Here is a 23,351-nt window from a genome sequence, read left to right on the forward strand (position 1 = left end):
ACAATTATCTCTCAGAGGATAAAACAGGCGTTAACGCCCAATCATGCCATACTGGGGTCAGTGTATCGCTTTTCAGACCGCAACGCCCGAGTTCTGTCCAACGACCCGGCATATGAAAATCGGAACCAGCCGACGCCAGAAAACCGTATTCGTCGACCAATTCGAATAACAATTGTTGTTTAGCCGGGTTTGCCGTTGGGAATACCACTTCAACAGCATCGCCTTTTGCGTGTTTAAAATCCGTCAGTAGTCTTCGCAGCCACTTGGTCGTAATATCGTAATGCAGAGGATGTGCAAGTACTGCCTGACCGCCTGCAGCATGGATCGCCTCAACCGCTTCAGCAATGCTTGCCCATTCCGCTTTCACCGCGGCCCGTTTGCCTTTACCCAGGAACTTCTTAAAGGCTGTCTCCATGGACGTCACCGAGTAGCAGTCCACCAGCACCCTTGCAAAATGGGCCCGGGTGATTTGGCCGTCACGCGCATATCGCTTCGCTCGTCCCAAAGTACCTTCGAATCCGCATTTTGCCAGCTTATCGGCGATTTTAGCAGCACGTTCATCGCGCTTTTGCTGTTGAACTTGCAGAAATGCCTGTAGGGTTTGATTGTGCCGGTCGATGTTTAACCCCACAACGTGGATCTCAAAGCTATGCCAATGGGTAGAGATTTCCACCCCATCGATTAATTGTAAGCCCGGATAGTGTGCGGCAACGCCGTCGTGAGCCGCGTCGAGTCCGGCTGTAGTGTCGTGATCAGTAATAGCCAGCACATCTACCTGCATGTTCTGCGCCCGCATTACCAACTCGGCAGGCGTCAGTTGCCCGTCGGAAAAAGTCGTGTGACTGTGTAAGTCAATTTTCATGTATTTTCAAATTTAAGGTTGACACAGTGTGAGTTTTGTTTTCTTCTATAGGCCAAGTATACGGATTGATAGCGCGATTGCCTATCAAACTTCAACGATAAAGAATTAAGACAGAATACGACAATGCTCAAACAACCCCTAAACAGCCTTAACGTGGCAACTATCTGGTGGTGGCACTCCCTTCGATAAACGGGCGGTGTGAGCGTTAGTGCGCAGAATAAACAAAAAAAGGCCCGTAACATACGGGCCTTTTTTTTAATTTTTTTTAACCGGAGTAAAGCAATGAGTTTGGCCGAATTAGGCGTCGTACCGGGAAAAGTGGAAACCATCGAAAGAACGGCGACCTACGTAAATGATCCACTGGCAGCCTTTGCCGGGCTTTGCGGCGATCAGCCCCATGCCCTGCTATTGGAGTCTGCTGAGATTGACAGCAAAGACAACTTACAAAGTTTGTTAATGGTCGACGCCGCTGTGCGTTTCGAGTGCCGCGGTCAGCAGGTGTCACTGGAAGCACTTAGTGCCAATGGCAAAGGTATTCTTCCCTTGTTTACCGAACTCAACCTGCCCGGGTTGCAGTGCCAGGTTGTCAGTGAAACACAACTCACCCTGACCTGTGATACCAGCCATGACGCACTGGACGAAGACGCGCGCCTCAAATCATCCAGCGTATTTGATGTACTTCGCAGCGTGGTTAATGAAATCAGCCCCATTCGCGAGCATCAGAACGCGGTATTTTTGGGCGGTGTCTTTGCGTACGACTTGCTGGCTACGTTCGAGCAACTGCCCGAGGTACAGGAAGGCGATAACGACTGCGCCGACTACGTGTTCTATCTGGCTGAAACCCTAATCACCTTCGACCATCAAACCCGACAGGCAAGCTTGCTGGGCAGTGTGTTCAGTGGCGCAGATGTAGCAACCAGTTATTTTGCTATTGCTCAACGCCTTGAGCACCTTGCTGCAGAATTGCAACACATCCCGGCGCTCGACCTGACACCGGCGGAAGTGGACGATGTCGCGCTTAACGTCGACAAATCAGACGAAACCTATTGCCAGGACGTGCTGACCTTAAAAGAACACATACTGGCAGGGGATATTTTCCAGGTTGTTCCCTCCCGAACGTTCTCGCTTCCCTGCCCTGCTCCACTGACCGCCTACGCCGCGTTAAAACAACAAAACCCCAGCCCTTACATGTTTTATATGCAAGACAAAGATTTCACTATTTTTGGGGCATCACCAGAGTCTGCATTGAAATACTCCGCCGAGAGCAACGTAGTAGAAATCTACCCGATTGCCGGTACGCGTCCACGGGGCAAACGTCCGAATGGCGAAATCAATCCCGATTTAGACAGCCGCATTGAGCTGAACCTGCGTGAAGATCAGAAAGAAAAAGCAGAGCATTTAATGCTGGTTGACCTGGCCCGTAATGACGTTGCCAAAGTGTCTGAACCTGGTACGCGCTATGTGAAAGACCTGTTGAAAGTTGACCGCTACTCCCACGTAATGCATTTGGTATCCCGTGTAGTAGGCCAGTTGCGCAGCGACTTAGATGCCCTGCATGCCTATCAGGCGTGCATGAACATGGGCACATTAGTTGGCGCCCCTAAAGTCAGTGCCGCAAATTTAATTCGCAAGGTAGAGCAAAAGCGCCGGGGCAGTTATGGCGGCGCGGTAGGGTATTTGAATAATGCCGGTGACATGGATACCTGTATTGTTATTCGGTCGGCCTTCGTTAAAAACGGCACCGCTTATATTCAGGCTGGTGCCGGAGTGGTGTACGACTCTGACCCGCAAGCCGAAGCTGATGAGACTCGCAGTAAAGCCCAGGCTGTAATTAACGCAGTAAAAAGTGCCATGGTAGTAAAAGGAGCATCCGCATGAGTCAGCCAATCACCGTCTTTCTGCTCGACAACGTCGACTCATTTACCTACAACCTGGTAGATGAGCTACGCACCATGGAACTGAACATTGTGGTTTACCGCAATAACGTGCCGGCACAATTATTATTCGATAAAATGCAGGCAGCGGCTGAAAATGGGCCGGTTTTACTGTTATTATCCCCGGGTCCGGGCGCGCCTCATGAGGCCGGCTGTATGCCAGAGCTTCTGACGTTGGTTCAGGGCCACTTCCCGGTATTGGGAATTTGCCTGGGTCATCAGGCTATTGTGGCCCATTACGGCGGCAAAGTAGGCCGGGCTGAGGACGTTATGCACGGTAAATCATCGGCGATTACCCACACCGGCGAAGCCATGTTTGCAGGCCTGCCGCAGCCACTGCACGTTGCCCGTTATCACTCATTGATGGCAACGGAACTACCAGACGGCTTAGCCCCTCTGGCGACAGTTGGTACAACGGTAATGGCGGTTTACCAGGCACAAGACAACATGCTGGGTTTTCAATTCCACCCTGAGTCGATTTTAACCGCCCAGGGCAGCCAGCTACTGTTGCAAAGTATTCACTATTTGACCAAAGGGGCCGAATCCCATGGCTGACTATACGGATATCATTGAGAAGCTGTTTGACGGCCAGCATCTGGCTCAGGCTGAAGCCTTCTCAGTATTTAATCAGGTGATGCACGGTGAGTTGTCAGAAGTAAAACTGGCCACCTTGCTAACGGCGCTGAAAATGAATGGCGAGTCGCCGAATGAAATTGCTGGCGCAGCCAGTGCCATGGTGTCGAATGCGCGGCCATTCCCAACTCCGGATTACGCCTTTGGCGATATTGTTGGCACCGGCGGCGACGGTCACCACACCATTAATATTTCCAGTGCCGCGGCGCTGGTTGCTGCAAGTTGCGGCATCAAGGTCGCCAAACACGGCAACCGAAGTGTGTCGAGCAAATCAGGCTCAGCTGACTTTTTCCGCGAATGCGGTATTAAACTCGATATTACCCCTGACATTGCGCGAACTTGTTTAGACGACACTAACTTCTGCTTCTTGTTTGCACCTGTCTATCACGCAGGCATGCGCTTTGCTGCCCCGGTTCGGGCTGAAATGAAAACCCGTACCCTGTTTAATATACTCGGTCCGTTGGCGAATCCGGCGGGTCCCACCTTCGGCGTTTTTGGCGTCTATACGCCGACGTTGCTGGATGTTTACGCCCAGACACTGAATTTAATGGGCCAACAACGCGCTTTGATCGTACATGGTGATGGCCTGGATGAACTCGCTCTGCACGGCCCGACTCAGGTTGTAGAACTCGAGCATGGCAGTACAACACAGTACACCTTAACGGCCGATGATTTTGGCCTACAAAGCGCGCCGCTCAGCGCTATCGCCGGTGGCGAGCCACATGAAAACAAAGCCATGATAGAGGCTGCACTGTGTGGCAAAGGGCAAGAGGCGCATATTGCTGCTATTGCCATGAACGCAGGTGCGCTGTTAAAGGTTGCCGGTGCAGCAGACTCCTTTAAGCAAGGTGCCACAATGGCACTGGATGCCATGGCCAACGGCGCCCCATTACAATTGATAAAAGACGTGGCTGAAGTCAGCCAGCAGGAAGTAACCGAATGAGCAACGTACTTGCCAAAATTGTAGAAGACAAACACGTTGAGTTAGAGGCTCGAATGGCCGCTTTACCACTGGACACAGTTAAGGCCAACCTCACGCCTTCCACTAAGAGTTTATTTGACGCCCTGTCTGCGCCAAATGCCGGCTTTATACTGGAGTGTAAAAAAGCGTCGCCTTCTAAGGGCCTGATCCGTGAAAAATTTGACCTGGACGAAATCTTAGCGGCCTATACGCCCTACGCGGCGGGTATTTCCGTGCTAACCGACGAGAAATACTTCCAGGGAAATTACGACTATCTGGCCTATGTGACTGAGCGGGTTGAACAGCCAGTACTGAACAAAGACTTCTTTGTTAATGAATATCAGGTCTATCTGGCCCGTTATTTCAATGCAGATGCCATATTGTTAATGCTGTCGGTGCTCGACGATGAGACCTATTCGAAACTGGCCGCGTTAGCAGACAGCCTGGCGCTAGACATACTGACCGAGGTCAGCAATGAAGAGGAAATGCAGCGCGCGATTGCGTTAAAAGCAAAAATCATCGGCATCAACAACCGGGATTTACGCGATCTGTCTACCGATCTGGCCACCACCGAAAAGCTGGTGCCCATGCTGGAAGCTGCCACTCACGAGTACGTGGTGATCAGCGAGTCTGGTATTTATACCCATCAGGACGTGTTGCGCCTTGCCCCATTGTGTCAGGGTTTTCTGGTAGGTAGCGCACTCATGGCGCAGGCCGACCTTGCGCTTGCTGTTAAGCAACTGGTATACGGCAAAGTAAAAGTCTGTGGTATGACCCAGGCCGAGCAAACAGCTCACGCTTTCCAAAGTGGCGCAAGTTACTGCGGACTGATATTTGCCACCCACTCCAAACGTTGCGTGACACCCGAACAAGCCAAAGCGATTGTTGAGCAAACGCCTGGACGCTATGTTGGCGTGTTTGTTAACCAGCCTATTGAAATGGTGTTAAAAGTGGCGAATGAACTTTCACTGGCTGCGGTACAACTACACGGTGACGAAGACACCGTATTCCGCCAGCACCTGCGCAACGGACTGCCAAAAGGCTGTGAAATCTGGCAAGCCGTCGGTGTGGCTGGCGAGCTGCCTTATTTAATTCATGCTTTGTTAGACGACGAAACGCTGGACCGCGTATTGCTTGATTGTCAGGTAGGTAAAGAAACCGGCGGAACCGGTCAGCAATTCGACTGGTCGCTCATTCACAATGAACTGGAATTAGACAAACTTATTATTGCCGGCGGTATTTCACCAGCCAATGTGGCAGATGCGCAGGCAACGGGGGCCGACATGGTCGACGTAAACTCAGGCGTAGAAACCAAGCCCGGTGATAAATCAGACGAACAGGTAACCGCACTTTTTTCGGTGTGTCGCCGATATTAATGAATCAGGACCACAAATGAATCAATTAGATGCAAAATTTGGGGAATACGGTGGCATGTACGTGCCCGAGTTACTTATTCCCGCACTGGACCAACTGGAGCAGGCTTTTCTGGAAGCCAAAGACGACCCGGCATTTAACGCCGAGTTTATGTCGTTGTTAAAAGACTATGCTGGTCGCCCGACATCGATGACGTTAACCCGTAACCTGGTCTCTAATCCCAAGGTAAAACTGTACCTGAAACGTGAAGATCTGCTTCACGGTGGCGCGCACAAAACCAATCAGGTACTGGGTCAGGCACTGCTGACCAAGCGCATGGGTAAAACCGAAGTTATCGCTGAAACCGGCGCTGGTCAACACGGTGTGGCAACAGCACTCGCCTGTGCTTTATTGGGATTAAAAGCCCGTATTTACATGGGCGCCAAAGACGTTGAGCGTCAGGCTCCAAACGTATTCAGAATGCGCCTGATGGGCGCAGAAGTCATTCCGGTCGATTCAGGCTCAGGCACACTGAAAGACGCAGTAAACGAAGCACTGCGTGACTGGTCTGCAAACTACGACAAAGCGCACTACCTGCTGGGTACTGCGGCAGGCCCGCACCCTTTCCCTACCATCGTGCGTGAATATCACCGCATGATTGGTGAAGAAACCCGCGCGCAAATGCTGGAAAAAGAAGGCCGTCTGCCAGACGCCGTCGTCGCCTGTGTAGGTGGAGGCTCAAATGCTATCGGTATGTTTGCCGACTTTATCGACGAACCTTCGGTACGTCTGGTAGGCGTAGAGCCTGCCGGTAAAGGCGTGCACACCAAAGATCACGGTGCGGCCATTGGCAAAGGCACCAAAGGCATTCTGCACGGTGCGTATACGTACATCATGCAGGATCAGGATGGTCAGATTGAGGAAAGCTATTCAGTATCAGCCGGTCTGGACTACCCTGCCGTTGGCCCTCAACACGCTTACCTTTCAGACATTGGCCGTGCAGAATACGTTTCTGTAACCGATGACGAAGCACTCAATGCGTTCCAGTTGCTGGCCCGCAAGGAAGGGATTATTCCTGCCCTGGAGTCGTCTCACGCACTTGCCTATGCACTGAACATGGCAGATGAAGCGGAAGATGACACCATCATTGTAGTTAACCTGTCAGGCCGTGGCGACAAAGACCTGGGTCATGTGATCAGTATTTTAGGAGATCAGGTCAATGGATAGATATGCAGATATGTTTGCTCGTTTAAACGAGCAGAATGAAGGCGCCTTTGTTCCCTTCGTCATGATTGGCGATCCGGACCTGGAAACCTCAGAAAAAATTATTACCCAGTTAATTGAAAGCGGCGCAGATGCATTAGAGTTAGGTATTCCCTTTTCCGACCCGGTAGCGGATGGCCCGACAATCCAGAAAGCCGCGATTCGCGCGCTGGACAATAGCGTTACGCCAACTAAGTGCTTCGAACTGCTAGCACGTATTCGTGCCAAATACCCGGATATTCCAGTTGGCCTGCTACTGTACAGTAACCTGGTACTGGCAAAAGGCGTCGAACATTTCTACGCAGAAGCCGCTAAAGCTGGCGTCGACTCAATATTGATTGCAGATGTCCCTATCCGCGAAGCCAAGCGCTTCATTGATACGGCAAACAGCAACGGTATTAAGCAGATCCTGATTGCCCCGCCTAACGCCACCGATGCCACATTCCAGGCTATTGGCGACTTATCTGCAGGCTATACCTATCTGCTTGGCCGTGCTGGTGTTACGGGTGCGGAAACAGCGGCAACCATGCCTGCTGCGTCTCTGATTGAGAAACTCACCAACGTTAACGCTGCCCCACCGTTACTGGGCTTTGGTATTTCTAACCCGGAACAGGTGAAACACGCTATCGAAAGCGGAGCTGCAGGTGCCATTTCAGGTTCAGCAACTGTGAACCTAATCGAACAAAATCTGCATGACGTGCCAGCTATGTTAAGCGCGCTGGATGGGTTTGTTTCTTCAATGAAAGCAGCAACAAGGAAGTAAGCATGTTTTATATGATTTGTGCCACTGACGTGGAAAACAGTCTGGAAAAACGCCTGGCTGCGCGCCCTGCTCACCTTGCGCGTTTAAATGCCCTGAAAGACGAAGGCCGCTTGCTAATCGCGGGCCCCTTCCCTGCCATTGACAGTGAAGACCCAGGCCAGGCCGGCTTTACCGGTTCGTTGGTGGTTGCAGAGTTCGAGAGTCTGAACGATGCGCAAACCTGGGCAGACGCCGACCCTTACATTGAAGCGGGTGTGTACGCCTCTGTAGTCGTAAAACCCTACAAAAAAGTCCTGCCATAAACCGCAAAACGCTAACGCAGGTGCAATTTCGTTGCACCTGCGCCACGCAATGATAGTATATTCAGACAACATTCAGCCAGGTAACGCTATGCTAGCGGCATAGTTAGTCAGGTTACTGCCATCGTCGGAGTATTATGTACAGATTGAGTACCCTAGGCATTGTATTGTTCATGTTGCTGTCGAGTCCTATTGCGTCGGCACAGCAGGACCAAGCCAAGCCGGTTAAAAACACTACGCAAGCTGCTGAGCAAGCCAGACGGCATGTTGACGGCCGCGTGTTAAAAGTGGACAAGACCAAGAGTGCTTATCGCGTAAAAATGCTTAAAAAGTCCGGCCGTGTGGTTACCCTGGATGTCGATAAACGCTCAGGCGAAGTGAAGCCGAGCAAACGGAGCAAGGACGGTCAGTAGTATGAGAATCTTAATTGCCGAAGATGACAGCCGGTTGTTAATGCAGCTCGATGCACTATTACAACAACAAGGCTACAGTGTGGATTTAGCCGATGATGGCGATAAAGCCTTGTTCCAGTTAAAAGAGGTCAATTATGACCTGGCCATTGTGGATATTGGCCTGCCCAAGCTGGATGGTTTCGATGTCATTCGTCAGGCACGCGCCCATGGCGTCACCACACCGGTGTTAATCCTGACCGCGCGCGATCGTTGGCAAGAAAAAGTGGAAGGCCTGGATGCCGGTGCCGACGACTATCTCACCAAACCTTTTCACAATGAAGAATTGCTGGCACGCGTAAAAGCACTGATCCGCCGGGCGTCTGGTCAGGCTAGCTCACTGATTGAATTCGGACCGGTAAGCCTGGACATGCAGGCAAAGGAAGTTCAGGTTAATGCCCGTTCCATGGACTTAACCGCTTACGAATACAAAGTCATGGAATACCTGATGTTGCATCCCAAAAAGGTCATATCTAAAACCGAGCTGACCGAGCACATTTACGATCAGGACTTTGATCTGGACAGCAACGTCATCGAAGTGTTTGTCGGTCGCTTGCGCAAAAAGCTTGACCCAAACAACACCCTGAAGCCCATTGAAACCCTGCGCGGGCGTGGCTATCGGCTTAGTCAGTCACTCACCGGCGAATAACCGCTGGTGCGCAGCTTATCGCTTCGGGTACGAAGCCTGCTCATAGCCTGTGTGGCATTGTTGGTCTTTATACCCGTTACCGTATTTACCTTATCTCAGGCCTATACATCGAGTCTGGAAGAAGCAAAGTACAACGAACTCAAGCTCATGACCTTGTCGCTCATTTCCGTCTTTGAAATGGACGACGGCGCGCCGGTTATGCCCGATATGCTGTTCGACGAACAGCTCAACTTACCCGACTCTGGTTACCTGGGGGTGATTCAACTCACTCAGGCTACCGTGTGGATCTCAGCTTCAGGACTTGAAACACACGTTGACACCCTACCCACACCACCGGACATCGGTGAGGAATTTTACGTAGCCGGTCACCCGCTGGATGGCCAGCATCCGGATTATTTTGTTTACAGTTACACTGCCGAGTTCGAGGACGGTGATGGTTACCTGCCCGTCACGTTTTTCGTATTTAACCACAACGCCGATTTTGAAAACGAACGCAGAATATACTTGCGCTCGGTGTGGCAATACCTGATTGCATTGGGGTTTGGCCTGATTATCCTGCTGGTTCTGGGTATGAATACTTTGCTAAAACCCGTTCGCGCGTTGATTCAGGAAATTGAACTCACCAGCCATGGTCAGCAACACCAGCTCAGCGCAAACTACCCCAGTGAATTTACCCCGCTGAAGCAAAGTATCAACGCCCTGCTGAGTGCTGAAGCAGAGCAGCGACAGCGCTACAAGAACAGCCTCGGAGATTTAGCCCATAGCCTTAAAACGCCCCTCGCCGTTGCCCTGGGTACACCAGACCTGCCGCGCTCTGCGCAAGAACCACTCCAGCAAATAGATGCGTTGATTCAGCGCCAGCTAAAGCGCGCCACCGCCGGCGCGAGTAGTTGGGAAAAAGGTATCGAAATTGCCCCTGTGGTCAAACAAATCACCAATGCACTCAACAAAGTGTACCGGGACAAATCATTACAAATATCGGTTGAAGGCAACGACGGCCAGTTTTACGGCGACAAAACTGACCTGATGGAGATACTGGGTAACCTGATGGACAACGCCTGTAAAGCAGCCGACCGTCATATTCGCATTACGATCACAGAACACCCGTATCAAACCGATCTTTGCATTGAGGATGATGGACCAGGCATACCACCAGAGCAGGTTGAACGCCTGCTAACACGCGGGCAGCGTCTTGACGCCTACACCGAAGGGCAAGGGATAGGCATGGCTGTGGTTGCCGATTTACTGGCCGCTTACGAGGCAAAACTAGCCATAGGCCAATCAACTCTAGGCGGCGCGATCTTCACACTGAGTTTTCCTGCCCCTTTGCGGATGCCGGGCTAAATGTAATCCCCCCAGAAAATTACTGGATGCTACGTAAATTTTACTAAAGACTGCTGTTTAAAATGGGGGATTACAATATGTCAGAGCACGATGGAGAACACACGGCTTTATAAAAAGAAACTAAACAGAGATCTGTTGGATCGTAAATCCGCTGTATCCATATAAAATAATCGGTAAAAAGACCCAGACTACTTTCTTATGGAAAAACAAGCGGTTTGCTTATGTAGAGAGCAATTCGTCCTTGGCAGCGTTTAAAAGATCTTCCCATCCCTCAGGAGGATGTCCAGTCTTTAACATCTTTTCGAACACTTTGTAAGCATCTGTTTTGCTACCGTATGCACGTTTATTTTTTTCATCATTTACCCAAGCATAAACAATGACTTTTGACTCTAGGTGATAACGAAAAAACAAACGGTACTGCTGGAAGAACTTTGCCCGAAACCAGTGTTTGTTTTCATCACCTAATGTACTTCCTTGGCGAAATTCAACACTGGTAGGGTCATGTGGTATTAATTCAAAAATTAGCCTTTGAATTGCGGCTAATCGTTTCGTCGCATTCTTTTTAAGGTAACCTTTTGGATCTTTTTCACGTAAAACCTCAACTTGTGATTTCAGATTAAGGTACTGCTCTTTAAACAATGGATGAGTGTAAAGTGTCCAACCATTTACGACCATTGGTATCGTTTTTTGCAAACTTACTCGTCCTCATCCAATAACGGAGCATCTAAATCAATTTCAACACCTTCAACCAATGCATCTACGCTTTCTCGCATACTTGCTGACAACGCCTCTAGTCTTTCGGGGTGAGCCTTCATATCTCGCGCTATGAATGATAAAAACTCACCAAGTACAGGGTCGCTTTCTTGCGCTGATGCACGCGAGATAACAACGCTGCCATCAGATTGTATCGCGTATTTAATTTTATCTTTCTTGCCTAATTGTAGCGCCTTACGAACAGGACTAGGCACCGTAGTTTGAAAACGGTCAGTAAGTGTTGATTCAGCTTCTAAAGCAACTTGTGCCATAACAACCTCTGTCATTTGCTTGTTCCAGTTATTTTGATTTTAGTATGAGCGAACAGGTAATGCAAACGCATTACCTGTTTTAGGGTGAGCTAGAAAATGCTCAAGTTGCTTAACGCTGAAGGATGAGACTTGCCATAGACCTCAGCAAGCTTAGTGCATGCAACATATTACTCTTTCGCAATCCGGGGGCTGACACGATAAAGCTCATACCGGACCGTGCCTGACTGCAGCTTTTTAGTCAGCTCGGCAAACTCTGGCAGTGCTTGTAGCTGTTGGATACCATCGTGTGCGTCCCATTCGATAAATGAAATATATTGAGGCGCAAGGGCGTGCGGGTTATGCGCACTTAATACGATCCCCCTCAATGTTATGTATCAGGCGCCCACCAACCTTATCTAACAGCAGCGGTAAGCTGGCTAAGTACTCAGCATAGTCACCGGGACTAGAGGGATTTGCCCAAGCAAATGCAATGGTGTAAGCCTTGTCCTGACTGAATTCGAGAGACAGTACGTCGGGTAACTCGTGATCATAAAGTCTTAACGCTTCCCAGGCCTCTCGCCTCAGCGCTTTAACGCCTAAAAATGACGGCAGCGCCTGAAATGCTTTTTGTGCTATTAAAGAAGGCCACCGGCTGATGACAAACACATTGGGCGAAAAGTCGCCCGACAGTGTTTCGTCAACCAACAACACACCTTCCTGCCGATAACCATGCTTTCTGGCTGTCTCGGCATTTTGTTCAAAATACCGATCGCGCAGTGCTCGCTTTTCCGGCTCAGTCACAGGTGCAATCAACTGCATAATCTCACCCGGTGCATATTGCACCACTAACGTATTTTCGTCGGCTTTAGTGATGAGAGGCATCATAGTAAGAGAAAATATTATGCTTATTAAGCACTTCTTAACGAGTGCCGGCAAAAATTCCGTTTTACTCAGTGTCATATTTTTTTCCAGGACGTTTAAATTCACTATTTTTACACTGTATCAGTGCGTTTTTCGTAAAACACGGTTTGTTTTTCAATCGCAGTGGTGCATTATCGTTCCATGGACGATTGGAATGACTACGCCCTTATTCTGGCGCTGTACCGAGCTGGTACACTTCGCGGCGCTGCAATAACACTGGGTACAACACACACTACAGTAGCCAGACGACTGGCATTGCTGCAAAAACGCCGTGACGCCCGGGTCTTTGAAAAAGTACCCGGTGGATACCGTGCGACCCAATTTGGCGAGCAGTTGGTCAGTGTTGCCAAAAAACTTGAAGACATAGTGCTACTTTCTGAGCGCCTTCATCTGACATCGTCCGACGACTTGTCGGGTCCGCTAACCCTGTCGTTAGGCGAGCCTATGTCGCAGTTTCTATTGGTCAAGGAACTCGGCGAATTTGCCCGTACCTATCCGAACATTCAACTGAAGATAAACAGTTCAACGGAATTTGCCGATCTCGATAAGGGTGAGGCGGATGTTGTGATCAGAGGTGCACATAAGCTGCCGGAACATCTGGTAGGCAGAAGAATGTTTAAGTTGGGTTTGTGTTTTTATGCTCACAAAGACTATTGTCAGCGTGTACAAAAAAAGGACTGGCGCTGGATTGCTCCCGGTAATAGCGCAATGTGGCCAGAATGGCTCGCAGAGTCACCCTATCCTGATGTACCAATAGGTATTGTGATTGATGAAATCGTAACGCGCTTTCACGCTATTGCCGCTGGGGTGGGTATGGGAAGAGCTGCCTGTTTTATGGGCGATGTTAATGAAGACATGGTGAGGTTACCCGGTAGCGAGCCCACACAGTCCTATGATATTTGGGTACTCACGCCCCCTGACTTACGCGACCAACCCAAAGTGAAACTCTTAATGCAGTTTCTTATAGATGCACTGCTACGCAAACAACAGTTAGTGGAAGGCCAGCTCCCTTTGCAGTGAATGCAATTAAGGCAATTTTTGTACGTTGAGAATTATCGCCACAGCAATTGCCTTCCCTGTATTCTCCTGTGCACTCTCCCTTAACTCTCCGCTTCATTCGCTTTTGCCGTTGGTTTCACATCATCATCGCTGGAGAGGAGTATGGCCAGCCATCGGCTTTCCTCCCGTGACTCGAGGGCGATTTTTACAATCATGGTAAGAGGGACCGACAACAGCATACCTACGCTGCCAAGCAACCAGCCCCAAAAGATCAAAGACAAGAAAACCACCAGCGTCGACAAGCCTAAACCACGTCCCATAAAGCGTGGCTCAATCACATTACCCATTACCGTGTTTATAGTGACATAACCCAACGCGACCAAACCGGCTTCGCCAGCGCCAAATTGCACCAGGGCCATAAGTACGGCTGGTACAGCGGCAATAATGGAACCGATATTGGGAATATAGTTAAACAGAAACGCCAGCACTGCCCACAACAAGTAATGGTCGACGCCCAGAAAGTAAAGCCAGGTGCCGGCTAACAAGCCAGTAAAAATACTGACTACCGTTTTGATGGCCAGATAGCTGTTTACCGACTGAATAAAGCGGTCGATGTGATGCATTTTCATGTCCGGATCCGCGAGTGCAATATGCAATCGACGCGGCATACCTTCCGCTTCAAACAGCATAAAAATAACGGTTAACAAAATCAGAAACAGGTTCGATAGCACTCCGCCCATACCACTTAAAAAGTTCGTTGCCATGGACATGGCCATTCCCGGATCCAGGTAGGACACTATCAGGTCTTTATCGACGTGGATATTAAACTTCTGAAGTTGTGCCACCACCCAGGCAAATTCGCCTGACAGTTTTTCGCGGTACTGAGGCATGTTTTCTTTAAATTCGCTCATCGACTGACCAACTAATCCTGCCAGCATGAAACCAAAAATCACAATGAGCAGTATTACTAGAGTAATCGATAACCAGCGGGGTACCCGATAGCGGGACATCCAGTGAATCAATGGTCCACACGCTATCGCAATAAAGCCAGAAAGAAAAAACGGCACCATTATGGTACTCGCCGCTTTAATGCCCGCAAAAATAACAATTAAGCTGGCAAAAATAAGCAAGGCTTTGGCGGTAGGCGATTGAATAGGCATAGATTTTATTCTGGTCCGTGAAACAAAGGCCCACGCTACCAGATTTACTACACTTTAGGTAGTCCTCGTACGCAGCATTCAACAGGGAGCATTCATGCATATTTTTATTACCGGTGGAACAGGATTAATCGGCCGCCACCTGATCCCCGCCCTATTTCGCGACGCAGCAACCAAAATTACGGTACTGACGCGTGATGCGATAAAAGCCAAGGCCAGCTTGCCTGACAACGTGTCCCTGGTAACTTCGCTGGATGACACCCTTGATTTTGATGACGTAGATGCGGTAATCAACCTTGCCGGAGAACCGATCGCCGACAAACGCTGGACCAAGACACAGAAAACGCGAATTTGTGAGAGCCGCTGGCAGATAACACAACAGCTCACTGACAAAATAAACGCTGCAGAACAACCACCAGCCACTTTCATTTCCGGATCAGCCATTGGCTATTACGGAAGACAAGGCGACAAGCTTGTCACGGAAGCCTTTACTGAAGTGCACCGCGAATTCACCCACACCGTTTGCGAACAGTGGGAACGCATAGCTCTGCAGGCTTCCCCAAAAACCCGTGTTTGTCTGCTACGAACTGGTGTTGTTTTGTCTGGCGACGGTGGTGCATTAAGCAAAATGCGGTTGCCGTTTACTTTAGGGTTAGGAGGGCGAATCGGTGACGGCAATCAGTACATGTCGTGGATTCATATCAATGACATGGTCGCGGCGATACTGTTTCTGCTTGAGCACAAAAATTGCGAAGGTGCGTATAACCTGACCGCCCCAACCCCGGTTACCAATACCGAATTTGTAAAAGCGTATGCCGCCTCTTTAGGCAGACCAGCTATTTTTCCCATGCCTGCACTGGCGTTAAAACTGTTAATGGGCGAAGCTGCTGATCTATTATTAACTGGCCAGCGTGTGGTTCCACAAAAGCTTGTCGACGCTGGCTTTAAGTTCAGTTTTACCGACATAGGATCCGCTTTCGCAGATATCAATTAGCCGTCCTACTCAATATTTGCGCCCCCTATCTCGGCCAGCTGTTCAAGCTGGTTTTTTATTTGCCTTTTACGGCCATACCAGCTCATAAATTGACCATAGCCATTAGACCAATTGTTAATTTTTTGAAAACAAGCTTGACTGGCATTTAACCCATAGGCAACAATATGGTAATAATATAATACAATAGGATATTATTACATGAAGATGCACTTAATATGGCGCGCAGCTTGCGTAATTTGTTTAGGGTTATATGGTGACTTTGCCAGGGCGATCGAGAATGGTGTTTACACTATTCAATCAGTACACAGTGGCAAGTTAATAGAAGTCGGCGGCGCAAACACTGCCGATGGTGCCAACGTAAACCAATGGCCAGCCAACAATCACAACACACAAAAGTGGATGATTACCCTGCAGTCAGACGGTTACTACAGCGTCATCAATCTGAATTCTGGTAAAGCATTGGAGGTATTCGACTGGTCTACTGCCAATGGCGCAAACGTGGTGCAGTATGAAGACAATGGGCTCGCCAGCCAACGCTGGCAAATTAATGAGCTGAACAATGGTACGGTTAATTTCATCAATAAACACTCTGGTAAAGCGCTGGATTTATACGGTTTTGACACCTCTGACGGGGCAAACATTGCGCAGTGGGATTACTGGGGTGGCGACGCGCAGCACTGGCAGCTGTCTAAGCTTGCTAATGTAGAAGGCGCTCCTTGGGATCCCTCCAGTACCAATGGCGCTGTAAGTCACTGGCCACTCACTGGAAGCCTGGTTACGCACGATCCAACACTGGGCTATGAGAATGGCACCTGGTGGATTTTCCAGACTGGCCCCGGTATTGCCGGTAAGTGGTCAGCAAACGGTGTTACCTGGAACGATGCAGCGGCCATCTTCCCAAATGGCTTGTCCTGGTGGAGCAACTATGTACCGGGTCACGACGGAATCGACGTATGGGCCCCTGACCTGAAACACTATAATGGTCGTGCCTGGCTGTATTACTCCATTTCAACCTTTGGTTCACGCGTATCGGCAATTGGTTTGACTTCAGCACCAACAGTAGCGAGTGGCAACTGGCGTGATGACGGCCTGGTGGTCAATACCACCAACAGCAATAATTACAATGCCATCGACCCTGAATTGGTAGTAGCGGCAGATGGCAGCCCCTGGTTAACCTTCGGTTCGTGGAACTCTGGCATAAAAGTGACTCGTATTAACCCGATTACCATGAAACCATTTGGCCCGCTGTACAGCATTGCTAGTCGCTCCGGTGGTATTGAAGGGCCAGCGCTCATTTATCGCCAGGGCTATTACTACTTATTCGTCTCCATTGGCGAATGCTGCAAGGGAACAGACAGTACTTACCGTATTGCCTATGGTCGGGCGACTGATATTCGCGGACCTTACCTCGACAAAAACGGTCAGGACATGATGCAAAGCGGCGGTACCATACTGGATGCAGGTAATTCACAGTGGGCTGGCCCCGGTGGTGAAGATATCCTGAATACCGATGTGATGGTGCGTCACGCCTATGATGCCAGTGACAATGGCGTCCCCAAGCTGCTGATCAGTACGCTGAACTGGGATTCAAACGGTTGGCCCCGCTACTAACTCTTTGTTTAAAAACGAATCCTGTGAACGCAGGATTCGTTGCTAAAAAGGCTTTATCGGCGTGTAAATTCGGGCTACTTTGTAACAAAAACCAAGGAAGATTTTATGCCTGATATTTACATGAACCGCTGGACCCGACGCATTGCAATATTCTGTGTCACAACGTTTATTTCCGCAGCCAGCCTGGCTTCGTCATTACCTGACTTTCCATTCGTTACCGTACAAGGTACAGCCAGTAAGGAACTCCCGCCCGATCGCGCAGACGTGTCATTCACCATTGAAACCTTCGATGAGAAAGCAGAAACGGCAGATCGTATTCTGGCAGACACAACGGTAGCAGTGCTTAAGGTACTATCGACGCTGAACATCCCGGACAGCGCCATTACGGCTTATGAAATCAGTAAATACACTAAACGTGAACGTGGAGACAATTATCAGGATCTGGCGATACTGGGTTATGAGATGTCCCGCAATTTCACGGTAGAGCTGGACAATATTGATAATTACGCGCCGCTGTTTGAGGCACTGATGAAAATGCAAAATGTGGCCGATGTTGGCAGCAACTTTTCAGTTTCCAATGCCGATGAAATAACGCTGTCGCTCATATCAGCGGCCGCCGCGAATGCAAAAGCCAAAGCCCAAACCATGGCGGCAGGTCTCGATGTGACATTAGGGAAAGTATTTGCGTTTAATGACTCAGGATCGTTTGACAACTTCTTTGCCAGCTTTGGGGTTGAGCAACGTTATCGTGCCGGAGCCTTAGAGATGAGAGTCTCAGGTTCTCGACAACGAAGCACGACGGTATTCATTCCCCAAACTATCGAACTGTCGAAAACCGTAAATGTGATTTACCGCATTGAACCCTGAACAACGGCCTGAATTAACACCGTTGCTAAACCGGTTTTGAGTACCCGGGCTGTTTAAACAACAGTTCGGGTTTGCCTTCAATTTCCGGCTCGTACACCACACTGCCCCAGTCGTTTGGCGGAATGTCTTCAATGGCTACCGACACCGACGCTTCCGACGAGCCCAGTACATCCTGAATACACTGTGACATGGCGTCAGCCAGAGCCTGTTTTTGTTCATTACTTTTTCCTGGCCACATTTGCACTTTAATGTGAGGCATAGAGTAAGTCCTTTATTTCACTAACTGGCATACTTTTTATCATACTTTAATTGTGCTTGTTGTACTTCTTTCATGTGAGATTCAGCCCAATGCGACAGTGCAGCAACAGCGTCGGTAAGCGTCGCGCCCAATGCGGTCAGACTATATTCCACCGTTACAGGCACTGTCGGAAAAACCTCTCTGTTTATTAAGCCATCGCGTTCCAGCTTCTTCAGTGTTTGCGACAACACTTTTTGCGATACGCCTTTAATTGCTTTTTTTAACTGATTAAAACGAGTCGGTTCATTGCGTAAACAATCCAATACCAACAAGGACCATTTATCCGCTATTCGATTCAACACAGCCCGGGTTGGGCATTTGTCTTCATAAACGTCATAAGGATGTTGCATTCTGTGCTCCAACGGTTACCCAGAGGTGACTTTGTGACAAAAAGGTGCCTTCTTCCGCTTACTCTCCCATAGGTTTATATTAAATACAAGGTATCTAAAAGATACTTAATTAATTTATACAACCTTGGAGATCACTATGACTAAAATAGCAGTGCTTGGTGCTAATGGCACCGTCGCCCAACACATCGTTCCTGCATTGTTACAGGCGGGACATCAGGTTTTTGCAGCCAGTCGTTCAGGTAAGAGCGAATCAGCTGCAGTCGGAGCCAGTGTTGACTTCGCTGAGCCAGATACATTTGTTCCGCTGTTTCAACAGGTAGAGACCGCTTATGTCATGTTGCCTACAGGCAATGTGGATATCGAAGCGAAATTGCTCCCTATTATAGATATTGCAGCCAAAAACAACGTAAAAGTCGTTTTTCAAAGTGTATTCGGTGTCGATGCCGACGACAGTATTCCTTACCGAAAGGTCGAACTGGCGTTAATTGCCAGTGGCATACCTTATGTTATTTTACGTCCAAACTGGTTTATGGATAACTTTCACACGTTTTGGCTGGCGGGGATTAAACACGGGGAACTGGCGCTGCCTGCAGGCGATGCGAGAACCAGTTTTATTGATGCGCGGGACATTGCTGATTCAGCGGTTGTGGCACTCACCACAAACACCTTCGATAACCAGGCTTTCGATTTAACCGGTGCAGAGGCATTAAGCTATGCGGAAGCCGTTGCTACTATTAGTTACGTTATAAACCAACCAATTCGTTACGAAGCGTCCACAGCAGACAGTTTTATAGATACCCTAATTAATGCTGGCGTTGATTCAAATTACGCGCACTTTCTTGCCGCCATTTTTGAGCCCGTTGCTGCGGGCTTTACCGCTGCAGTAACTCAGCATGTCGCTTTGATAACGGGGCATAAACCGCGTTCTCTGAACGATTACCTTTCTGCTCACGCATCAAAATTCTCACTATAAGTTAGCGACCAGGCATATCACTATGCCTGGCATTCCATGCTTAAATGGGCTGGGCTAAAGCAATGCCGGACCGACGCATTATATCAGTATGCTCTTCCTTATCGCCCCCTTCAATTTCAATTTCAGCCAGGCGGCCTGAATTCTCAACCACCATTTTACAGCGTTCGAAACGACGGGTTTGGAAGCCTTCGAGTGCATCATCCAAGGTGTTTTTATTCGCAATCTCATCTGCCAACACCAATGCATCCTCAATACCAATACACGCACCGCTAGCCAAATGAGGCGTGGTGGCATGCACGGTGTCACCAATTAATACAACTCTGCCTTTGTACCATGGAGCAGGCATCATGACGCGCTCAAGCGGACGATAATGAATCAGGCTGTCACTGCTCAACATCGCTGACATCGTTTGGACCATTTCGGCAGGAAACTGTGCTAACAACGCCTTGAGATCGCTCATAAAGGCTTCGGGATCCCTGAAATCATTGTCCTCGCGATTTTCCGTCACAAACATATACATGTCATTTTCAGACATGGGGTTCACGCCCACTTTTATGTGCTGGCTTACCCACATCATGGTGTTGTTTACTTCTGGTAGCCGAGGCAACACAGCGCGCCAAACCCCCTGTCCAATATAGGCAGGCTTATCGGCATCTGGGAACAGCGTCTGACGTACTTTCGAATACACGCCATCGGCACCAATGACCAGGTCGTATTCTTTCGTTGTGCCGTCAGTAAATTGAACTTCAACACTCTCTCCCCGATCCTGAATTGACGTAAACGTAACGCCTAATCGCACATTTGTACTGGTTGTTCTGGTTTTACTTGTAAGAATTTTTGCCAGAACCGGCCTCATGATCGCGCCGCCGCCGGGCAAACCTGCTTCAATAGGAGGGGACGGAATGTGCGCCAGGTGCAAGCCATGCGGAGCATGAATGTCTAGCCCGGCATTAGCATTGCCCACCTTCAGGTATTCTTCCAATATACCCAACTGTTTAAATGCCCGCATTGTTGCGCCACCAATGCTAATCCCGGCGCCATCGGTGCGCCAGTTAGGATCGATTTCTACCAAATCGACGTCCACGCCAACTTTGCTTAGCTCAATGGCCGCAGACATGCCTGAAAAGCCACCACCTATAATAAGTACGTTGTTTATACAATTGCTCATTGTTCCAAGTCCTCCAGAGCGACCCACAGAGAATCGTCAGATTCGCGAATCACGGATATCGGTCGCAAGGACTCGCCTTTGCAAGGACCCGAAGTACAAAGTCCGGACCGAATATTAAATAGTGCGCCATGTGCGGCGCAGACAATGTTTTCGCCCGCAGCATCCAGATACTCATCTTTTTTCCACGGCAAACTCGTATCGCCGTAATGCGGGCAGACATCGGCATAGGCATAAAAATAACGGCCTTGCCGAACAACAAAGAGAGTGTCAAAGCCGCGCCGGTTTGGATCAAACCCTTGGGCACAGTAGTCGGGAATATCTTCAGCCCGGCACAGCCTGACACGCTTGCTCATTACGCCTCCGGTTTTGGTGGAGGGGGTCCCATTGGGGCCCATTTCTCACGGTATTGCAGCAAGAACACCTGAGAGTTGTCGGCACCCGGCATGGCCTCACGGGCTTCCCAGCTTTCGTCGTGTAAGTCCATATCTGCATCAAATTCCATGTTGCAGCCAAACGGGCTCTTGAAGTACCAAAACCAGTTAGAACCAAAGATATGGCGGCCTGGCCCCCAAAAGCTCTGGTAACCCTTGTTCACCATATTGGTTCCCGCTGTAACCACATCGGTAGGGCCGCCCATATGGAAGGTAAAGTGTTCAATTCCTTTCATGTGGGGTGGCGTTTGAATAAAGAACACCGTATGGTGGTCCTGAGTACCGGCCGGACGCATGAATGGACCTACATGCGTGAAACGGTCAGTTGTAACAAACCCTAAACGGTCGCGATAAAACGCCTCTTGCTTGGGGGCATCTGGCACGAAATACACCACATGCGACAACGATCTCGGTCTTGGCGAGTCATCTTTACTCACAGCAACGTTATTCACACCACGTTGTGCTGTTGCGCCAGGCGCATTGATGACTTCAGCAGATAACTGTAGTGATTTACGCACAGTTACCTGAAAACCAATGACAAATCCCATATCGTCGACGGATTCAATACTGCCATCTGCAAATGTTTTTACGTCACGGTCTTTGCTTAGTTCTGATGCAATAGCATCAACGGTAGCCTGGTCAGCAACGCCATAAACGGTTTTGCGCAGCATACTGCCGGTTTCCAAAGGTGCCGGGAGGCTATCATCGTCTTTTGCTCGAATTTCTATCCCTGTTCCATCCAGCGCCATAAAGCCATAGTCACCGTCAGCGACCAGGCCGTAATCGCTGGCAAACTGGCGACATGCCGCTACATCGTCAACGCCAAATACCAACAGATCGGGTCCAATAATATTCATGGTTATCTCCGGTGATTTACGCGGTACGCGCATTTAAGTTTTCAGCTACCCAGTCAGCAATATACTGACCGGCGTTGATGCTGTTATCGAAACTCGAGTGCTGAACTCCGCCCTCGCGCTGCGTGAAGATTTTCAGCTCTCGTTTGGGGCTGTTGACCAGTTGATCGTATGTTCGCTGGGCCCATTTGAGAGGAATCTGAGAGTCTTTCTCCCCGTGGGTAACCAGGAAAGGCACTTTAATTTTCTCTACCTGGCCATCAAGATGAACGTTCTCGGCAATTTGCATAAATTCATCGATGTCTTTAGCACCCCATACCCAGCATACGTGCTGCCAGTAGTGAGGAACCGGGAAGTCGCCTTCTTTTTCCAGACGACGCTTTTGCACATCACGCCAATCATGGTTAGCTCCCCATACCACGCCCAGTGCTATGCGAGGTTCATTGGCCACGGCACGCGGGCAGTAATAGCCGCCCAGCGAAACGCCTTCCATGCCAATGCGTTTACTGTCTACTTCCGGATGTTGCTCCAGCCAGTCGACTACAGGTGTCGCCCAGTGTTCGGCGTCAAAACGTGCAGTAAAATCCTGTAAACGAATTGCCTCACCGGTTCCGGGTTGATCCAGTATCAGGGAAGACACTCCTCGCTTAGCTAGCCAGTCCGGTAACCCAACCCGGTATTTGAGTTCTTTAGTGGAATCCAGCCCATTAACCTGAATTAAAATAGGTGCAGGGCCATCAACGCCTTCAGCACGCACGTATAATGCAGACAAGTGTTTGCCTTCATAGGGGATCTCAACGCGCTGACAGTTTTCTTTGCCAAGTTCCACACTCTTGTGGAATAGTTCAAGTGAACGTTTATAAAGCGCCAGACGACCGGGTGAATTGTGCCCTTGCAGGCGCTCACAGGTGATAAGGTAACTGGAAGCACGTTTGTACTTTTCACCAGCTGAAAGCAATCTGCCGCGTTCAATGTCTTCTTCTGCTAAGCCACAGAGTTTGTCTGCCATTGTTGCCCAGGTATCACGAAACGCCTGTGTGCCTTCTTTATCTGGTTGTTTAGCAGCATCTTGTAAAGGTGCGCACATTTCTTCGATTTCACCAATTCGCGCGCCCATTTCAATGGCCAGATCCACCGATAGGTTCCAAACATAATTGGTAGGAAAATATTTAAACATTGATTGTCCTCATGGTTTTACTCCCCTGTTAATCGGG

26 protein-coding genes are annotated in these 23,351 nt (G+C 49.4%); 15 read left to right on the forward strand and 11 right to left on the reverse strand.

The genetic code is table 11. The features are described 5' to 3' along the window. Positions 1–4: 4 nt before the first annotated feature. Positions 5–862, reverse strand: a complete 858-nt coding sequence (locus tag BUB81_RS10830) for a PHP domain-containing protein (protein WP_073322526.1) — start codon at positions 860–862, stop codon at positions 5–7. 282 nt (positions 863–1,144) lie between these two features. On the opposite strand from BUB81_RS10830, the gene BUB81_RS10835 reads away from it, so the two are divergent. The 10 genes from BUB81_RS10835 to BUB81_RS10880 all read left to right on the forward strand — a co-directional run bounded on the left by BUB81_RS10835 (position 1,145) and on the right by BUB81_RS10880 (position 10,510). Beyond that, positions 1,145–2,740 (forward strand): anthranilate synthase component 1, encoded by a 1,596-nt coding sequence (locus BUB81_RS10835; RefSeq protein ID WP_073322528.1) that lies wholly within the window; start codon positions 1,145–1,147, stop codon positions 2,738–2,740. After that, positions 2,737–3,351 carry an aminodeoxychorismate/anthranilate synthase component II gene (locus BUB81_RS10840; protein WP_073322530.1) on the forward strand — a complete coding sequence of 205 codons (615 nt, stop codon included), beginning with the start codon at positions 2,737–2,739 and terminating at the stop codon, positions 3,349–3,351. The genes BUB81_RS10835 and BUB81_RS10840 overlap by 4 nt, the downstream gene beginning before the upstream one ends. After that, positions 3,344–4,372, forward strand: a complete 1,029-nt coding sequence (trpD, locus tag BUB81_RS10845) for an anthranilate phosphoribosyltransferase (protein ID WP_073322532.1) — start codon at positions 3,344–3,346, stop codon at positions 4,370–4,372. Before BUB81_RS10840 ends, trpD begins: the two co-directional genes overlap by 8 nt. Then, positions 4,369–5,766 (forward strand): bifunctional indole-3-glycerol-phosphate synthase TrpC/phosphoribosylanthranilate isomerase TrpF, encoded by a 1,398-nt coding sequence (gene trpCF / locus BUB81_RS10850; RefSeq protein WP_073322534.1) that lies wholly within the window; start codon positions 4,369–4,371, stop codon positions 5,764–5,766. Before trpD ends, trpCF begins: the two co-directional genes overlap by 4 nt. Before the next feature lie 16 nt (positions 5,767–5,782). Continuing rightward, the gene (trpB, locus tag BUB81_RS10855) at positions 5,783–6,970 is read left to right on the forward strand and encodes a tryptophan synthase subunit beta (RefSeq protein ID WP_073322536.1); all 1,188 of its coding nucleotides are present in this window, start codon (positions 5,783–5,785) and stop codon (positions 6,968–6,970) included. Then, positions 6,963–7,769: a tryptophan synthase subunit alpha gene (gene trpA, locus BUB81_RS10860; protein WP_073322538.1), complete on the forward strand. Its 807-nt coding sequence runs from the start codon at positions 6,963–6,965 to the stop codon at positions 7,767–7,769. Before trpB ends, trpA begins: the two co-directional genes overlap by 8 nt. A gap of 2 nt (positions 7,770–7,771) precedes the next feature. Next, positions 7,772–8,071, forward strand: coding sequence for a YciI family protein (locus tag BUB81_RS10865; protein WP_073322540.1), 300 nt, complete (start codon positions 7,772–7,774; stop codon positions 8,069–8,071). A 134-nt stretch (positions 8,072–8,205) separates the two neighbouring features. Next, positions 8,206–8,481 carry a PepSY domain-containing protein gene (locus BUB81_RS10870; RefSeq protein WP_073322542.1) on the forward strand — a complete coding sequence of 92 codons (276 nt, stop codon included), beginning with the start codon at positions 8,206–8,208 and terminating at the stop codon, positions 8,479–8,481. A gap of 1 nt (position 8,482) precedes the next feature. Continuing rightward, positions 8,483–9,166 carry a response regulator transcription factor gene (locus tag BUB81_RS10875; protein ID WP_073322544.1) on the forward strand — a complete coding sequence of 228 codons (684 nt, stop codon included), beginning with the start codon at positions 8,483–8,485 and terminating at the stop codon, positions 9,164–9,166. A gap of 6 nt (positions 9,167–9,172) precedes the next feature. Next, positions 9,173–10,510 carry an ATP-binding protein gene (locus tag BUB81_RS10880; RefSeq protein ID WP_073322546.1) on the forward strand — a complete coding sequence of 446 codons (1,338 nt, stop codon included), beginning with the start codon at positions 9,173–9,175 and terminating at the stop codon, positions 10,508–10,510. A 219-nt stretch (positions 10,511–10,729) separates the two neighbouring features. Here the strand turns inward: BUB81_RS10880 and BUB81_RS10885 are convergent, their stop codons facing one another. From BUB81_RS10885 to BUB81_RS10895, 3 genes are all read right to left on the reverse strand, one after another. Continuing rightward, positions 10,730–11,185: a type II toxin-antitoxin system YhaV family toxin gene (locus BUB81_RS10885; protein WP_073322840.1), complete on the reverse strand. Its 456-nt coding sequence runs from the start codon at positions 11,183–11,185 to the stop codon at positions 10,730–10,732. A 20-nt stretch (positions 11,186–11,205) separates the two neighbouring features. Next, on the reverse strand, positions 11,206–11,535 hold the full coding sequence (locus BUB81_RS10890; protein WP_073322838.1) for a type II toxin-antitoxin system PrlF family antitoxin: 330 nt from the start codon (positions 11,533–11,535) through the stop codon (positions 11,206–11,208). A gap of 336 nt (positions 11,536–11,871) precedes the next feature. Then, positions 11,872–12,474, reverse strand: coding sequence for a DUF1330 domain-containing protein (locus BUB81_RS10895; protein ID WP_139241556.1), 603 nt, complete (start codon positions 12,472–12,474; stop codon positions 11,872–11,874). 102 nt (positions 12,475–12,576) lie between these two features. Between BUB81_RS10895 and BUB81_RS10900 the strand changes: the two genes are divergently transcribed. Next, a complete protein-coding gene (locus BUB81_RS10900; protein ID WP_073322550.1) occupies positions 12,577–13,455 on the forward strand; it encodes a LysR family transcriptional regulator in 879 nt (292 codons plus the stop codon). An 80-nt stretch (positions 13,456–13,535) separates the two neighbouring features. Here BUB81_RS10900 and BUB81_RS10905 read toward each other — a convergent pair whose 3' ends face one another. Beyond that, positions 13,536–14,594 (reverse strand): AI-2E family transporter, encoded by a 1,059-nt coding sequence (locus BUB81_RS10905; protein ID WP_073322552.1) that lies wholly within the window; start codon positions 14,592–14,594, stop codon positions 13,536–13,538. 94 nt (positions 14,595–14,688) lie between these two features. On the opposite strand from BUB81_RS10905, the gene BUB81_RS10910 reads away from it, so the two are divergent. The 3 genes from BUB81_RS10910 (at position 14,689) to BUB81_RS10920 (ending at position 18,063) form a co-directional block, all read left to right on the forward strand. Continuing rightward, on the forward strand, positions 14,689–15,585 hold the full coding sequence (locus tag BUB81_RS10910; protein WP_073322554.1) for a TIGR01777 family oxidoreductase: 897 nt from the start codon (positions 14,689–14,691) through the stop codon (positions 15,583–15,585). Between the two features lie 198 nt (positions 15,586–15,783). Next, positions 15,784–17,196, forward strand: a complete 1,413-nt coding sequence (locus BUB81_RS10915; protein ID WP_217653462.1) for a family 43 glycosylhydrolase — start codon at positions 15,784–15,786, stop codon at positions 17,194–17,196. A 105-nt stretch (positions 17,197–17,301) separates the two neighbouring features. Continuing rightward, positions 17,302–18,063 (forward strand): SIMPL domain-containing protein, encoded by a 762-nt coding sequence (locus tag BUB81_RS10920; protein WP_073322556.1) that lies wholly within the window; start codon positions 17,302–17,304, stop codon positions 18,061–18,063. Between the two features lie 25 nt (positions 18,064–18,088). On the opposite strand, the gene BUB81_RS10925 is transcribed toward BUB81_RS10920, so the two are convergent. Next, complete coding sequence (locus BUB81_RS10925; RefSeq protein ID WP_073322558.1) at positions 18,089–18,322, reverse strand: tautomerase family protein; 234 nt, start codon at positions 18,320–18,322, stop codon at positions 18,089–18,091. Positions 18,323–18,342: 20 nt separating this feature from the next. Further along, positions 18,343–18,711, reverse strand: coding sequence for a winged helix-turn-helix transcriptional regulator (locus tag BUB81_RS10930; RefSeq protein WP_073322560.1), 369 nt, complete (start codon positions 18,709–18,711; stop codon positions 18,343–18,345). Positions 18,712–18,847: 136 nt separating this feature from the next. Between BUB81_RS10930 and BUB81_RS10935 the strand changes: the two genes are divergently transcribed. Next, positions 18,848–19,684 (forward strand): NmrA family NAD(P)-binding protein, encoded by an 837-nt coding sequence (locus BUB81_RS10935; RefSeq protein ID WP_073322562.1) that lies wholly within the window; start codon positions 18,848–18,850, stop codon positions 19,682–19,684. Between the two features lie 40 nt (positions 19,685–19,724). Here the strand turns inward: BUB81_RS10935 and BUB81_RS10940 are convergent, their stop codons facing one another. From BUB81_RS10940 to BUB81_RS10955, 4 genes are read right to left on the reverse strand one after another with little or no spacing between them, the layout of a single operon-like run. Further along, positions 19,725–20,852 carry an FAD-dependent oxidoreductase gene (locus BUB81_RS10940; RefSeq protein ID WP_073322564.1) on the reverse strand — a complete coding sequence of 376 codons (1,128 nt, stop codon included), beginning with the start codon at positions 20,850–20,852 and terminating at the stop codon, positions 19,725–19,727. Further along, entirely contained in the window at positions 20,849–21,205 is a 357-nt protein-coding gene (locus BUB81_RS10945; RefSeq protein ID WP_073322566.1) for a Rieske (2Fe-2S) protein, read from the reverse strand. Before BUB81_RS10945 ends, BUB81_RS10940 begins: the two co-directional genes overlap by 4 nt. Next, the gene (locus BUB81_RS10950) at positions 21,205–22,140 is read right to left on the reverse strand and encodes a VOC family protein (protein WP_073322568.1); all 936 of its coding nucleotides are present in this window, start codon (positions 22,138–22,140) and stop codon (positions 21,205–21,207) included. Before BUB81_RS10950 ends, BUB81_RS10945 begins: the two co-directional genes overlap by 1 nt. A 16-nt stretch (positions 22,141–22,156) precedes the next feature. Then, a complete protein-coding gene (locus BUB81_RS10955) occupies positions 22,157–23,314 on the reverse strand; it encodes an alpha/beta hydrolase family protein (protein ID WP_073322570.1) in 1,158 nt (385 codons plus the stop codon). Positions 23,315–23,351: the final 37 nt, after the last annotated feature.

The sequence above is a fragment of the Marisediminitalea aggregata genome, from assembly GCF_900129565.1.
Lineage (GTDB): Bacteria > Pseudomonadota > Gammaproteobacteria > Enterobacterales > Alteromonadaceae > Alteromonas > Alteromonas aggregata.